The organism is Leptothrix mechoopdaensis (SeqCode) (genome assembly GCF_053893855.1).
This window is the reverse complement of the sequence record NZ_CM132699.1, coordinates 2190241-2204351: the sequence shown is the minus strand read 5'-3', so window position 1 is coordinate 2204351 and position 14111 is coordinate 2190241. Positions and strand designations below refer to the sequence as shown.

The following is a 14111-nucleotide window of genomic DNA, read 5'->3' as shown; positions in this document are numbered from 1 at the left end:
GGGTGGGGGCGGATCAGGGGCGGGATGCTAGCCCCGACCGCACCACCCGCCCGTCATGGCCGGTGGCCGCGTTCAATGACCGCACCATTGGCGCTGGCACGGGTTGCCATCGCGGTTGCCGTCCATCTTGACGCCGGGGCAGTTCGCCACGAAGTAGCGGGCCTCCTCGCAGGAGGTCATCTGCGAGCAGTAGATGCGCCCGTCGCAGCGGTAGCTGCCTGTGGCTGCGGGTGCAGGTGTGGGTGCCGGTGCGGCTGTCGGTGCGGCTGTCGTTGCGGCTGTCGTTGCGGCTGTCGTTGCGGCCGGTCTCGCGGGTTCAGCGGCCGGCGCCGGGGCCGTCGCCTTGTTGCCCCAGTTCCCGGTGCGGTGCGAGCCCGGATCGGCCGGGGGCGGCCGGTTGGCGTTGAGGTCGTTGGGCGTCGGCGCGGGGCGTGCGTCCTTCACCGGGCAGGGAACGCGCTGGAAGGTGACGGTGCCGTCGATCATGCAGCGGTGGATCTGGGCCGACGCGGGGCCCGGCCAGGCGCTCAGCAGGGCGAGCAGCAGGACGGGCAACAGGACGAGCAAACGGGTGGAGGGCAGGACGGCAAGGTGGCGCATCTCGTCGGGCGTGGCGTGGCGTGACGGCTCATTCTCGTGGCCGGCCGCTGCCGGGCCGCTGCGTGACTTCCCGCCTTCTCAGCCCGGCAGGATCGCCACCTTGACCCAGACAAAGGCGCCGCCGGCCTTGGCCGCCGTGTAGTCGACCTCGACGACCTTGAGCCGGTCGCCGATCTTCGCGACCGTCGTGACCGGCGCCTTCGAATGCCACTTGTCGCCGGTGATGGCGCGCACGTAGACGTCGTCCTTGACGGTCAGGACATCGTCGGGCGCCACCGGCCAGGCGGCGGTGGTGGTCGTGGAGGCGCCGTCGGCCCAGCGCTTGCGGTCCGCGTCGACCCGGCCGAGGAACACCCAGCCCGAATCGGGCAGCAGCTGCGGCGCGACCCTACGGGCTTCCTGCACGGCCTGCTTGAAGGCGGGGTCGACGGGCTTGTTCTGGGCTTCGGGCGGGGGCTGGTCGGACGTCCTGGCCGGATCACCGACGACCGCCGCGTTGACCTTCGACTGCGCGACCTCGATCTTCTCCTTCTCCTCCTTGAGCTCGACCGTGACGCCGAAGGCGCCGAGCTTGCTCAGGCCGCTCTCGGTCAGGAAGGCCTTGATGCTGCTCGGGTGGACGATGCAGATCAGCACCACCAGCGTCAGCAGGGCATCGCGCAGGAAGGACGACAGGTCCTTGAGCTGGACCCAAGGCCCGGGCTTCTTCGTGTCTTCGGCCATCGTCGTCCCTTTCGGTCAAGCGCCGTGTTGCTGCGAGGCGCGGTGTGGGCCGATTTCAAGCGCCGGCGCGGGTGTTGTCATCCCCAGGATCCGGGATCAGGCCCAGGCCGCGCAGCTGCGCCGCCAGCGCGTCGATGTCGGCCCACGGCAGGATCGGCGAGTTCTGGCGTTCGTCGGGCGGATGGGTCGGCAGGTCGTTCGACCAGCCCCCGCAGCCGACCAGCGGCAGCAGCGGGCGGCGGTGCAGCCAGGCCAGGCAGACCTCGGAGATCGTGCCGGCGCGTCCGCCGATCACCAGGCAGGCATCGCCCGACAGCGCCATCAGCAGGTTGCGCGCATCACCCATGCCGCAGGGCACGACGACAGTGGCCGGCCAGTCCGCGGGCGGCATCTCGTCGGGCGGCACGATGCTCAGCACCAGCCCGCCCGCCGCCACGGCCCGCTCGGCAGCCACGCGCGTGGCGGGGCTGCCGCAGCCGCTGACGACGGTCACGCCATGCCGCGCCAGCAGCTCGCCGGCCTGCCCGGCCAGCTCGTAGGCCTTCGAGCCGGGCTCGGCACTGCCGAGGATGCAGACCTGGGGTCGGCGGATGCGGGTGGGGGTCATCGTGGGTCCTGTCGAAGGAGCGGTGATGGGCCGGGCCTCGATCACCGGTAGGTCGGACACGTTCCGTGTCCGACGGGCTCGTGTCAAGCGCTCAACTCATCGGCACATCGGCACATCGGCACATCGGCTCATCGGCTCAACGCCAGCATCGCCCGCGCCGCCGCCTCATCCGTCACCAGCGTATGGCAGCCGATCCGCGCACGGGCGGCCAGGATGGCGCGGGCGCGGTGGGCGCCGCCGGCGGCGATCAGGGTGTGGCGGGCGTGCGAGACCGCGTCCAGGCCGACCGACATGACGCGCTGGTTGACCGGGTGATCGACGCTTTGCCCGTGTTCATCGATGAAGTTGCACATCACGTCGGCAACCGCACCGGCTGCGCTCAGCTCGGCGCGTTCTTGTGGCGTGACGAGCTGGCTGCCCATCGCGGTGGCTTCGGGGCCGACGTCGCCGACGCTGACGATGGCCAGGTCGAGCGACTCGGCCATGCGGTAGAGCGCGGCCAGCCCGCCGTGTTCGATCAGCAGCGCGCGCGTGGCCGGGCTGTCGACCAGCACCGGCGCGGGGAACAGGTGGCAGCGGGCGTCCAGCAGGCTGCTCAGGCGCCAGGCGAACTCGACCGGATTGGCGTGTTCGGTCTCGACCGTGCCGCCCAGCAGCGACAGCACCTGCATGCCCTCGTGGCGCGGCGGGCGGAAGCTGGCCAGCGAGGCGGTCAGCGTGCGGCCCCAGCCGACGCCGATCGTCATGCCGTCGACCAGCGCCTCGGACAGGAACTGACCCAGCGCCAGGCCGACGGCCCTGGACGTGTCGGCTGGATCGGGCGCATCGGGCACGACGATCGCCTCGTCCAGCCCCAGCGCCTGTTCGAGCTGCAGCGCCAGCGCGATGCATTCGCCGTCGCCCTCGTCGATCCAGATGCGGACCTCCTGCCGGCGCAGCGCCTCTTCGAGCATGCGCACCACCGTGCTGCGGCCCAGGCCCAGGCGTTCGGCGATGTCCTTCTGAGTCAGGCCGTGGTGGTAGTACAGCCGCGCCGCGCGCAGGCGCAGCGTGGCGGTGTCGCTCAGCGGGACGGGGTTGCCGCGTCGCAGGCGTGTCATGCCGGGGGCCCTGCACGCCCGGCCGCGCGGGCCTGCAGGAAGTCGACCAGTGCGGCGTTGACGGCCTTGGCCGACTCGATGTGCGGCAGGTGCCCGGCCTCGTCGATCACGTGCGTCTGGCCGCCGAAACGGGCCAGTCGATCGGCGTCATGCGGGTTGATGGCATCCCGCGCGCCCCAGACCACCAGGCGCGGCAGGGCGGCTGCATCGGTGCGGCCGATGGCCTCGGCGTCGGCCTCGATCGCGGCGGCCTCGTCGCGCAGGGACCGGGCGATGCGGCGCAGCGCGTCGCGGCGTCCGGGTTCGGCCAGTTGCGCCAGCACGCGGGCGACGAGCACGCGGCCGATCAGGCGCGGCTGCAGCACCAGGCGCTGCATCAGCGCGGTGGCGGCAGCGGCGTCGTCCAGCTCCGGGTAGGCATCCAAAAAGCCTGCATCGACGCCCTGGCCCAGGCCGGCCGGGGCGATCAGCGCGAGCGAGCCGACCAGGTCCGGGCGACGCTGCGCCAGCCGCATCGCGACCGCGCCGCCGAGCGAATGGCCGACCACGTCCAGACGCGCCAGGCCGGCCGCATCGAGCGCCTGCGCGACCCGCTGCGCCAGCGTGTCGATGCGGCCATCGCCCACGTCCGCATCGGCGTTGCCATGCCCCGGCAGGTCGACCGCGTGCAGCGCGCCAAGGGGTTCCAGCGCGGGCTGGTTCAGCAGCCAGGACAGGCTGTCCGAGCCATAGCCGTGCAGCAGCAGCGTGCCGCCGCCCGTGGGCGAGGCGTCGCCGCCGAGTCGCTTGATCAACGCCATCGCGTCAGTCGGCCCGGATGACGCCGAGCGTCGCGCCGACCGGCGCCAGTTCGTCGACCGGCACGGTGATCTCGTTCAGCACGCCGGCCACCGGGGCCTCGATGTCGATGGTGACCTTGGGCGTCTCGATGGTCAGCAGCGCCTCGCCGGCCGCGACGGTGTCGCCGACGGCCTTGTGCCATTGCTGGATCAGCGCTTCCTCGATCTCGTTGCCGAGCTGGGGCATGACGACGGGGGTGTCCATGGGGTGTCCTTGAAGGGTCTTGAGAAGGGTGAAAAGGGCCGTTCAGGCGAGCTCAGAGCGCACGCCGCGCCAGCGCCTGGTCGTCCCAGTCGCGCACGCCCTTGCGGGTGGTGCGACGGCCGGGGAACAGCTCGGTGGTGACGACGTCGACGATGTCGTCGGCCTGCGGGAAGTAGGTCGACTCCATGTCTGCGCCGGGCACGATCCAGTTGGGCGCGCCCAGCACGCGCGGCGGTGCCTTCAGGTCGGTGAAGGCGAAGCGCGTGATGTTGGCGGCCAGCGTCATCGGGAAGCTGCCGCGCTCGGAGGCTTCCGAGACGATCAGCAGCCGGCCCGTCTTGCGCACCGAGGCCAGCACGGTGTCGTAGTCGAACGGCACCAGCGTGCGGGCGTCGATCACCTCGGCTGACAGGCCGAAGTCGCGCTGCAGCTCATCGGCCGCGGCGATGGCGGGGTAGAGCGACGGGCCGATCGTCAGCACCGTCACGTCCGAGCCCTCGCGCTTGATGTCGGGCAGGCCCAGCGGCAGCGTGTAGTAGGCGCTGGGCACGCCGTCGGGGCGGAACTGTTCGACCGTGTCGTACAGGCGCTGGCTCTCGAAGAACACGACCGGATCGTCGCCCGCCAGCGCCGCCGCGAGCAGGCCCTTGGCGTCGTGCGGCGTGGCCGGGTAGACCACCTTCAGGCCGGGGATGTGGGCGACCAGCGCGGTCCAGTCCTGCGAGTGCTGCGCGCCGTACTTGCTGCCCACCGAACAGCGCAGCACCACCGGCAGGCGCAGCGCGCCGGCCGACATCGCGTGCCACTTGGCCATCTGGTTGAAGACCTCGTCACCGGCCCGGCCGAGGAAGTCGGCATACATCAGCTCGACCAGCGAGCGCCCGCCGGCCAGCGCATGGCCGACCGCCGTGGCGACGATCGCGGCCTCCGAGATCGGCGAGTTGAACAGCCGGTGGTAGGGCATCACCTCGTGCAGGCCCTTGTAGACGCCGAAGGCGCCGCCCCACTCGCGGTTCTCCTCGCCGTAGGCGATCAGCCGCTCGTCGTGGACCATGTGGTGCAGCACCGCCTCGAACAGCCCGTCGCGCAGCGTGATGGCGCGCATCGGCGACAGCTTCTTGCCGTCCGCATCGAGCCCGAAGCGGGCCTTCTTCGCGTCCTGGCGGATCCGGGCGCAGCTCTCCAGCGGGGCCAGCAGCGGCGCCGGTGTCGCGGGCAGTTCGGTGACCGCATCCGAGAACATCAGCCGCCCGATCAGTGTCGGGTCGGCCGGGATGTCGACCAGCGGCGAGACCTGCGGGTCGACCGCCGCCGCCGTCACCGCCCGGATCGTCTGCGCCACGCGCGCCTTCATCGCGGCCAGCGTGTCGGCATCGAGCAGGCCCTCGGCGATCAGCTGCGCCGCGTAGGTCGCGATCGGGTCGTGCGTTTCCCAGGCCGCCAGTTCCTCCTTGGTGCGGTAGGCGTTGGCATCGCTGGTGGAGTGGCCGCTGTAGCGGTAGCACTCGACGTCCAGCAGCGCAGGGCCCTGGCCGGCGACCAGCTTCGCGCGGGCGCGCTCGACCGCGTCGGCCACCGCCAGCGGGTTGACGCCGTCGACCGTCTCGGCGTGCATCGCCTCGGCATTGATGCCCGCGCCGATGCGCGACAGGCGGTCCCAGCCCATCGTCTCGCCGGCGGTCTGGCCGCCCATCGCGTAGAAGTTGTTCGAGAAGAAGAACAGCACCGGCAGGCCGCCGCGCTGCGGCGCATCCCACAGGCTGCGGCATTGCGCCATGGCGGCGAAGTTCATGGCCTCCCAGACGGGGCCGCAGCCGGTCGAGCCGTCGCCCGCGTTGGCGACCGCGATGGCGGCTTGTCCCGACAGCTTCAGCCGCAGCGCGACGCCGGTGGCGATGCCGGCCGACGCGCCGACGATGGCGTTGTTCGGGTAGGCGCCGAAGGGCGGGAAGAAGGCGTGCATCGAGCCGCCCATGCCGCCGTTGAAGCCGTTGGCGCGCATGAAGATCTCGGCCAGCAGGCCCAGCAGCAGGAAGTGCTCGGCCTCGTCGCGCAGGGTCTCGCCGCCCAGGTGCCGGCGCACGCTGGCCCGCAGCGCGCCGCCCTGGTGGGCGGCCATGACGCTGTCCAGCGTGTCGGCATCCAGCCGGGCGATGGCCGCCAGCCCCTTGGCGATGAACTCGCCGTGGCTGCGGTGGCTGCCCATGATCAGGTCCTGCACCTGCAGCCCGAGCGCCTGCCCGACGGCGGCGCCTTCCTGGCCGACCGACAGGTGGGCGGGGCCCTTGTAGTTGTAGGCGATGTCGGCATAGGCGCCCTTGGCCTTGAAGGTCGCCAGCATGGTCTCGAACTCGCGGATGACCAGCATGTGGCGCAGCACCTCGCGCAGCGCGTCGTCGCCCCGGCGGGCCCGTTCCTCGGCCAGCGGGCGGGCGTAGGCGTGAACGGGGATGACCGGCGCGGTCAGCTGACCGGGGGCGCGGGTCCGGGCGGGGTCGACGGGCAGGCTCTTGGGCATCTTGCAGGTCCGGTGTTGGGCGTCAGAAGCCTCGATTGTTGATTCATTTGTCTTTTGCTGCAAACAAAAGATTCATGAACAAGGTCTTGGCGCTGCGCGCTCTGCCGGTTCAAGATCGGGATTTCCAGATCGGCGCACATCGCGCCCAGGAGCCCTCCATGACCTCACGTCCCCATGTCTGCTTCGACCGCATCCTGCCGCGCGAGCTGTTCGTGCCTGCCAACACGCGCGAGGTCGGCGGCCGCCCACGTGCCATATCGCCGATCGGCAAGACCTGGATGAACGGCTCGACGCTGCACGTGCGCTTCATCGGCGGCACGCCGGCCGAACGGGCCAACGCGCAGACGCAGGCCGGCTGGTGGCAGGCGGTGGCCAACCTGAGCTTCGTGTTCGACGACGCGCCGCAGGCCGACATCCGCATCGCCTTCAACCCCGACGATGGCGCCTGGTCCTACATCGGCACCGACGCGCGCGGCATCCCGTTCGACCAGCCGACGATGAACCTCGGCTTCGAGGACGGCGGCACCGCCGCGCACGAGTTCGGCCACGCGATCGGCCTGGCGCACGAGCACCAGAACCCGGCCGGCGGCATCCAGTGGAACGAGGCGGTGGTGATCCGCGAGCTTGGCGGGCCGCCGAACAACTGGTCCGAGGCGACGACGCGCCACAACGTACTCGAACGCTACCGGGCCGACCAGATCAACGGCACGCAGTTCGATCCCGACTCGATCATGTTGTATTTCTTCCCGGCCTCCTGGACCACCAACGGCATCGCCACGCACGCGAACCACGTGCTGTCGGCGACCGACAAGGCCTTCATCGCCGGCGCGCGCATGTACCCGAAGGCGCAGGGCCCGACCGTCGCGTCGGCCGTCGCGCTGACGGTCAACGCGCGGCTGCGCACCGCCGCGTCGATCGGCAAGTTCGGCGAGGAGGACCTCTACACCTTCACCGTCGCGCAGTCCGGCATCCACGTGATCGACACCCAGGGGCCGACCGACGTGGTGATGAAGCTGTTCGGCCCGGGCTCGCCCACCGCGCTGATCGCCGAGGACGACGATTCCGGCCTGGGCAGCAACGCGCGCATCGCCCGTGCCCTGCTGCCGGGCCGCTACTGGGTGCAGGTGCGCCACTACAACCAGCGCAGCGGCGTGGGCGACTACTCGGTGCGGGTGCGACGGGTCTGACGCGGCCGGTCGGACGCCCCGTTCCTGAACCGGTTTGCGCTGGATCAGTCCGGGTTGCACCCGATGGTCGGCGATGGGTCTGGCTGCTAGCCGGATGTGGGAAGTACGGACGACAGGGCGCGGTCGGGCTCGCAAGATCGCGGCCTTTCCAACTGGAGGACCGCCATGTCCACACCCGCCGCCGCCGTGCCGGCCCGCCCGCCGATCTACCGCTCGCTCTATGCCCAGGTGCTGTTCGCCATCGCCGTGGGCGTCCTGCTGGGCCACTTCCTGCCGGCCACCGGCGAGGCGATGAAGCCGCTGGGCGATGCCTTCATCAAGCTGATCAAGATGATCATCGCGCCGATCATCTTCTGCACCGTGGTGGTCGGCATCGCGGGCATGGAGGACATGAAGAAGGTCGGCAAGACCGGCGGCCTGGCGCTGCTGTACTTCGAGGTCGTCAGCTCGATCGCGCTGGTGATCGGCCTGGTCATCGTCAACCTCGTGCAGCCGGGCAGCGGCATGCATGTGGACGCCGCCGCGCTCGACACCAAGTCGATCGCCGCCTACACCGGTCCGGGCAAGATGGCGTCGACCACCGAGTTCCTGCTCAACATCATCCCGACCAGCGTCATCGATGCCTTCGCCAAGGGCGAGATCCTGCAGGTGCTGCTGTTCTCGGTGATGTTCGGCTTCGCGCTGCATGCCTTCGGCGGCCGCGGCACGCTGGTGTTCGACCTGATCGAGAAGACGTCGCACGTGCTGTTCCGCATCGTCGGCTTCATCATGAAGGTCGCCCCGATCGGTGCCTTCGGCGCGATGGCCTTCACGATCGGCAAGTACGGCGTCGGCTCGCTGCTGAGCCTGGGCCAGCTGATGGCGACCTTCTACGCCACCTGCCTGATCTTCGTGTTCGTCGTGCTCGGCGCGATCGCGCGGCTGCACGGCTTCTCGGTCTGGCGCTTCATCAAGTACATCAAGGAAGAGCTGCTGATCGTGCTGGGCACCAGCAGCAGCGAGAGCGTGCTGCCGCGCATCATGGCCAAGCTGGAGAACCTCGGCGCCAGCAAGCCGGTGGTCGGCCTGGTCGTGCCGACCGGCTATTCCTTCAACCTCGACGGCACCTCGATCTACCTGACGATGGCCGCCGTCTTCATCGCCCAGGCCACCGACACGCCCATGTCGCTGATGCAGCAGCTGACGCTGCTGGCCGTGCTGCTGCTGACCAGCAAGGGCGCGGCGGGCGTCACCGGCTCGGGCTTCATCGTGCTGGCCGCGACGCTGAGCGCGGTCGGCCACGTGCCGGTCGCCGGCCTGGCGCTGATCCTGGGCATCGACCGCTTCATGAGCGAGGCCCGCGCGCTGACCAACCTGGTCGGCAACGGCGTCGCCACGCTGGTCGTCGCCAAGTGGTGCGGTGAACTCGACACCGCCCGCCTGGACCAGCACCTGAAGCACGAGACCACCCTCGAAGGCGAGGCCCCCGAGGCCGTGCTGGACGCGCAGGACGCCAAGCTGGCGGCCTGATCCATCGATCGCACGGCCGCCGCCGATCGGGTGCGCGGCCGTGTCGACGATCGGTGCATCGCACCACTCTGGCGCTGCCGCTGCGGCGCAGATCCCGCCTTGGTGCGAAACGGAAAAAACGTCCTGTTGATCGAGTGAATCGCTTGTCCTGGACAGGGTAACTTTGCCGCCATCGCAGCTCCACGAGACCCCTGCCATGGTTCACCCGCACCAGATCATCGATGCCTCCCGGCGTGTCGGCGAGATCGCCGAGCAGAAGATCGAGCAGATCCAGAGGATCAACCGATCGACCTCCTTCCTGGCGCTGAACGCGCTGATCGAGGCCTCCCGTGCCGGTGCCGCCGGCGACGGCTTCGGCGTCGTCGCCCGCGAGGTCAAGCAGGTCTCGTCGCAGATCAACGACCTGTCGCGCGAGCTGGCGGCCGACCTGCAGGGCCAGATCACGCGGCTGATGCAGCTGGGCGACCAGGTCATGACGGCGCTGCAGGCCCAGCAGGGCCAGCGGCTGGCCGACCTGGCGCTCAACATGATCGACATCATCGACCGCAACCTCTACGAACGTTCCTGCGACGTGCGCTGGTGGGCGACCGATGCGGCGGTGGTCGATGCGCTGGAGCAGCCCGGCGCGGCCTCTGCCCGCCATGCGTCGAAGCGGCTGGGCGTGATCCTCGACAGCTACACCGTCTACCTCGACCTGTGGGTGATCGACCCGCAGGGCCGTGTCGTGGCGAGCGGCCGACCCCAGCGCTACTCGCGCGCGATCGGTGCCAGCGTGCGGGGCCAGGGCTGGTTCGACCGGGCCCTGCACACCCGCGACGGCCAGAGCTTCATCGCCACCGACATCGAGACCAACCCGTGGCTGGACGAGGCGCCGGTGGCGACCTACAGCACGGCCATCCGGCGCGGCGGGGCGGTCGACGGCGAGCCGATCGGCGTGCTGGCCATCTTCTTCGACTGGCAGACACAGGCCCGCGCGGTGGTCGACGGCGTGAAGTTCTCCGACGACGAGAAGCCGCGCGCCCGGGCCTTGTTGCTCGATGCCCGCCAGCGTGTCATCGCCGCTTCGGACGGCGTGGGCGTGCTGGAGGAAACCGTCGACTTCCAGCGCCGCGGCCGCGCGATCGGCGCGTATGTGCAGGACGACGGCACCCATGTCGGCTATGCCCGCACACCGGGCTACGAGACCTACAAGGGGCTGGGCTGGTACGGCATGGTGGTGCTGGAACCGGCGCCGGCGCAGGCGGGCGAGGCGGCGGGGCAGACGGGCACGAATGCGGTGGCGCGGCCGACAGGGTCGGTCAAGGCGCCGGGGTCGGACCAGGGGTTCGGGATGCGGGCGACGCGGTTGGCGGTTTGAGGGGGTGGAGGGGGGCGGGGGAGCCCAAATCCCCCCTGCCCCCCTTTTCCAAAGGGGGGTTCCAGGAAGGTTGGAGCGGTGTCGGTGGCTGCATTCCCCCCTTTGCAAAGGGGGGCAGGGGGGATTTGCGCCCGTGCCAGTCCACCCACCCACCAGCCGATCACCCCAGCGCCGCCTCGATCCCCGCCAGCTCATCCACCGTCAAGGCCGGTGCCGAGGCCGCCTCGACCGCGTCGCGGACCTGTTGCGGGCGGCTGGCGCCGATCAGCACGCTGGTCATCGCGGGGTGGCGCAGGACCCAGGTCAGGGCCATCTGCGCGAGCTTCTGGCCGCGGGCGCGGGCGATGGCGTCCAGCGCGGCGATGGTCTGCAGGCGTTGCGGGGTCAGGTCGGCCGGCTTGAGGAAGCCGACGCCCTTGGCGGCGCGTGAATCGGTCGGCACCTGGCCGCCCAGGTAGCGGTCGGTCAGCAGGCCTTGCGCCAGCGGCGAGAAGGCGATGCAGCCGATGCCTTCGTCGGCCAGTGCGGGCAGCAATCCCGCCTCGATCGTGCGGTCCAGCATGCTGTAGCGCGGCTGGTGGATCAGGCAGGGCGTGCCGAGCCGGCGCAGGATCGCGGCGGCCTCGCGCAGGCGGTCGGCGGGGTAGTTCGACAGGCCGACGTAGAGCGCACGGCCGCTGCGCACGATGTGGTCGAGCGCGGCCATCGTCTCCTCCAGCGGCGTGTCCGGATCCGGCCGGTGGTGATAGAAGATGTCGACGTGGTCCAGGCCCATGCGCTTCAGGCTGGCGTCCAGGCTGCTCAGCAGGTACTTGCGCGAGCCGCCGTCGCCATAGGGTCCGGGGCCCATGCGGTAGCCGGCCTTGGTCGAGACGATCAGCTCGTCGCGCAGGCCGCGGAAGTCTTCTCGCAGCAGGCGGCCGAAGTGGATCTCGGCCGAGCCGGGCGGCGGGCCGTAGTTGTTGGCCAGGTCGATGTGGGTGACGCCCAGGTCGAAGGCGCAACGCAGGGTCTGGCGCATCGTGTCGATCAGGTCGACGTCGCCGAAGTTGTGCCACAGCCCCAGCGAGACCGCACCGAGCTGAAGCCCGCTGTTGCCGCAGCGGCGATAGGGCAGGCGCTCGTAGCGGTCGGGTGCGCTCTGCCAGGTCGCGTCGGTCATCGGGTGTCCTTCGGTGCGGGGGTCAGGCGTGCGCCTTGTGTTCGATCGGGCCGGCGCCGGGGCTGGCGTGGCAGACGTAGACGGCGGCCTCTTCGCCGCTCGGCGCGCGGTACTGCGCCGCGATGGCCTGACGGGCGGCATCGATGCGCGATTCGGGCAGCAGCGCGACGACGCAGCCGCCGAAGCCGCCGCCGGTCATGCGCGCGCCACCGGCATCGCCGATGACCCGCTGCAGGATCTCGACCAGGTGGTCGATCGGCGGCACGGTGATCTCGAAGTCGTCGCGCATCGAGACATGCGACTCGGCCATCAGCTCGCCCATGCGCCGAAGGTCGCCGGCGGCCAGCGCGCCGGCGGCATCGAGCGTGCGGCGGTTCTCGGTGACGACATGGCGGGCGCGCCGGAAGGCGAGCTCATCGAGCCCGTCGCGACGCGCCAGCAGGCCGGCTTCGTCGAGGTCGCGCAGCGCCGCCACGCCGTAGTGCGCGGCAGCGGCCTCGCACTGCTGGCGGCGGGTGTTGTATTCGCTGTCGACCAGACCGCGCTTGACGCGCGAATGCACGATCAGCACGGCCACGTCGTCGGGCAGGTGAACGGCCTGCACGTCCAGGCTGCGGCAGTCGATCAGCAGCGCGTGGCCGGCCGTGCTGCGGGCGGAAATGAGCTGGTCCATGATCCCGCAGTTGCAGCCGACGAAGCGGTTCTCGGCGATCTGCGCGAGCTGGGCGATGCGGGTCTGCGTCAGGTCCAGGCCCTGCAGCGACTTGAAGGCCTGGGCGATGGCGACTTCCAGCGCAGCCGACGACGACAGCCCGGCGCCTTGCGGCACGTTGCCGGCCACCGCGAGCTCGGCGCCGCGCAGCGTGTAGCCGTCGTCGATCAGGGCCTTGACGGTGCCGCGCACGTAGTTGATCCAGGCGTGATCGGCCCGGCCGCTGACCGGCACGATCGGCGCGTCCAGCCGGAACTCGTCGAGCTGGTCGCCGTAGTCGCTGGCGACCACCCGCACCAGCGGTTCGGCCAGCGGCTGCGCGGCCACCAGCGTGTGGTAGTCGATCGCGCAGGGCAGCACGAAACCGTCGTTGTAGTCGGTGTGTTCGCCGATCAGGTTGACCCGGCCGGGCGCGTGCACGACGATGCTGGGCGCGGCGTCGAAGCTGTCGGCGAAGGACGCGAGCACGCGCGTCAGCAAGGGGGAAGACATCGCGTGTGCCTCAGGACTCTGGGTTCGGGATTCAGGACTTGTAGTGCTGTTCGCTGACCGCGCGCAGCTTCTCGGCGGCCTGTTCGGGCGTCAGGTCGCGCTGGGCCTCGGCCAGCATCTCGAAGCCGACCATGAACTTGCGCACCGTGGCCGAGCGCAGCAGCGGCGGGTAGAAGTGGGCGTGCAGCTGCCAGGCCTGCGCGTCGTCGCCCTGCTGGCCGTCCACGTCGAACGGCGCGCCATGCCACCCCATCGAATACGGGAAGCTGCAGCGGAACAGGTTGTCGTAGCGCGAGGTCAGCGCCTTCAGCGCGACGGCCAGGTCGGCGCGCTGGTTGGCTCCGAGCTGCGGCAGGCGCTGGACCGGGAAACGCGGCAGCAGCAGGGTCTCGAACGGCCAGGTCGCCCAGTACGGCACGACGGCCAGCCAGTGCGCCGTGCGCACCACCGTGCGCTCGCCGCTGGCGGCCTCGCGCTCGACGTAGTCCAGCAGCATGGCCCGGCCGTGGCGGGCGAGGTAGTCGCGCTGCTCGCGGTGTTCGGCGGCAGCCTCGTTGGGCAGGTGGCCGGTGGCCCAGATCTGGCCGTGCGGGTGCGGCTGCGAGCAGCCCATGATGGCGCCCTTGTTCTCGAACACCTGCACCCACGCGTGGTCACGGCCGAGTTCGGCGGACTGCGCACACCAGGTCTCGATGACGCCCTCGATCGCCGGCAAGGGCAGCTCGGGCAGGGTCCGCGCATGGTCGGGCGAGAAGCAGATGACGCGGCTGGTGCCACGCGCCGATTCGACCGTGAACAGCGGGTCCGCCGAGGCCGGCGCGTCGGGCACCTGCGGCAGCAGCGCGGCGTGGTCGTTGGTGAACACGTAGGTGCCGGTGTAGGCCGGGTTGACGTCGCCGCTGACACGCGTGTTGCCGGCGCACAGGTAGCAGCCGGGGTCGTGCGAGGGCAGGTCGTCGTCGCCGGCCTCTTCCTGCTTGCCTTGCCACGGCCGCTTGCTGCGGTGGGGCGAGACCAGCACCCACTGGCCGGTCAGCGGGTTGCGGCGGCGGTGCGAGTGTTCGGTCGGATCGAAGGCGGGCGCGTCGATGGTCATGCGG

General features: G+C 70.6%; 13 protein-coding genes. 3 read left to right on the top strand and 10 right to left on the bottom strand.

Translation table 11 applies throughout. The features are described 5' to 3' along the window. Positions 1–72: 72 nt before the first annotated feature. From ACWA7K_RS09710 to ACWA7K_RS09680, 7 genes are all read right to left on the bottom strand, one after another. The gene (locus ACWA7K_RS09710) at positions 73–600 is read right to left on the bottom strand and encodes an excalibur calcium-binding domain-containing protein (RefSeq protein ID WP_456167994.1); all 528 of its coding nucleotides are present in this window, start codon (positions 598–600) and stop codon (positions 73–75) included. Positions 601–678: 78 nt separating this feature from the next. Beyond that, complete coding sequence (locus ACWA7K_RS09705; protein WP_456167992.1) at positions 679–1323, bottom strand: hypothetical protein; 645 nt, start codon at positions 1321–1323, stop codon at positions 679–681. A gap of 55 nt (positions 1324–1378) precedes the next feature. Next, positions 1379–1930: an SLOG cluster 4 domain-containing protein gene (locus tag ACWA7K_RS09700; RefSeq protein ID WP_456167990.1), complete on the bottom strand. Its 552-nt coding sequence runs from the start codon at positions 1928–1930 to the stop codon at positions 1379–1381. A 128-nt stretch (positions 1931–2058) separates the two neighbouring features. Next, complete coding sequence (locus ACWA7K_RS09695) at positions 2059–3030, bottom strand: sugar-binding transcriptional regulator (protein WP_456167988.1); 972 nt, start codon at positions 3028–3030, stop codon at positions 2059–2061. Beyond that, entirely contained in the window at positions 3027–3830 is an 804-nt protein-coding gene (locus ACWA7K_RS09690; protein ID WP_456167986.1) for an alpha/beta fold hydrolase, read from the bottom strand. The genes ACWA7K_RS09695 and ACWA7K_RS09690 overlap by 4 nt, the downstream gene beginning before the upstream one ends. A gap of 4 nt (positions 3831–3834) precedes the next feature. Beyond that, complete coding sequence (locus tag ACWA7K_RS09685; RefSeq protein ID WP_456167984.1) at positions 3835–4074, bottom strand: lipoyl domain-containing protein; 240 nt, start codon at positions 4072–4074, stop codon at positions 3835–3837. A gap of 52 nt (positions 4075–4126) precedes the next feature. After that, entirely contained in the window at positions 4127–6592 is a 2466-nt protein-coding gene (locus ACWA7K_RS09680; protein WP_456167982.1) for an alpha-ketoacid dehydrogenase subunit alpha/beta, read from the bottom strand. A gap of 158 nt (positions 6593–6750) precedes the next feature. Here ACWA7K_RS09680 and ACWA7K_RS09675 point away from each other — a divergent pair, with 158 nt between their 5' ends. The 3 genes from ACWA7K_RS09675 to ACWA7K_RS09665 all read left to right on the top strand — a co-directional run bounded on the left by ACWA7K_RS09675 (position 6751) and on the right by ACWA7K_RS09665 (position 10645). Further along, entirely contained in the window at positions 6751–7779 is a 1029-nt protein-coding gene (locus ACWA7K_RS09675; RefSeq protein WP_456167980.1) for a M12 family metallopeptidase, read from the top strand. Positions 7780–7944: 165 nt separating this feature from the next. Continuing rightward, positions 7945–9288, top strand: a complete 1344-nt coding sequence (locus ACWA7K_RS09670; protein WP_456167978.1) for a dicarboxylate/amino acid:cation symporter — start codon at positions 7945–7947, stop codon at positions 9286–9288. A 196-nt stretch (positions 9289–9484) separates the two neighbouring features. Next, positions 9485–10645, top strand: a complete 1161-nt coding sequence (locus tag ACWA7K_RS09665) for a methyl-accepting chemotaxis protein (protein WP_456167976.1) — start codon at positions 9485–9487, stop codon at positions 10643–10645. Positions 10646–10805: 160 nt separating this feature from the next. Here ACWA7K_RS09665 and ACWA7K_RS09660 read toward each other — a convergent pair whose 3' ends face one another. Genes ACWA7K_RS09660 through ACWA7K_RS09650 form a run of 3 tightly spaced genes read right to left on the bottom strand, consistent with a single transcriptional unit; the run spans position 10806 to position 14107 of the window. Then, complete coding sequence (locus ACWA7K_RS09660; RefSeq protein ID WP_456167974.1) at positions 10806–11807, bottom strand: aldo/keto reductase; 1002 nt, start codon at positions 11805–11807, stop codon at positions 10806–10808. A 22-nt stretch (positions 11808–11829) separates the two neighbouring features. Next, positions 11830–13011 carry a galactokinase gene (gene galK, locus ACWA7K_RS09655; RefSeq protein WP_456167972.1) on the bottom strand — a complete coding sequence of 394 codons (1182 nt, stop codon included), beginning with the start codon at positions 13009–13011 and terminating at the stop codon, positions 11830–11832. 31 nt (positions 13012–13042) lie between these two features. Further along, on the bottom strand, positions 13043–14107 hold the full coding sequence (locus tag ACWA7K_RS09650; protein ID WP_456167970.1) for a UDP-glucose--hexose-1-phosphate uridylyltransferase: 1065 nt from the start codon (positions 14105–14107) through the stop codon (positions 13043–13045). Between the last annotated feature and the right edge of the window lie 4 nt (positions 14108–14111).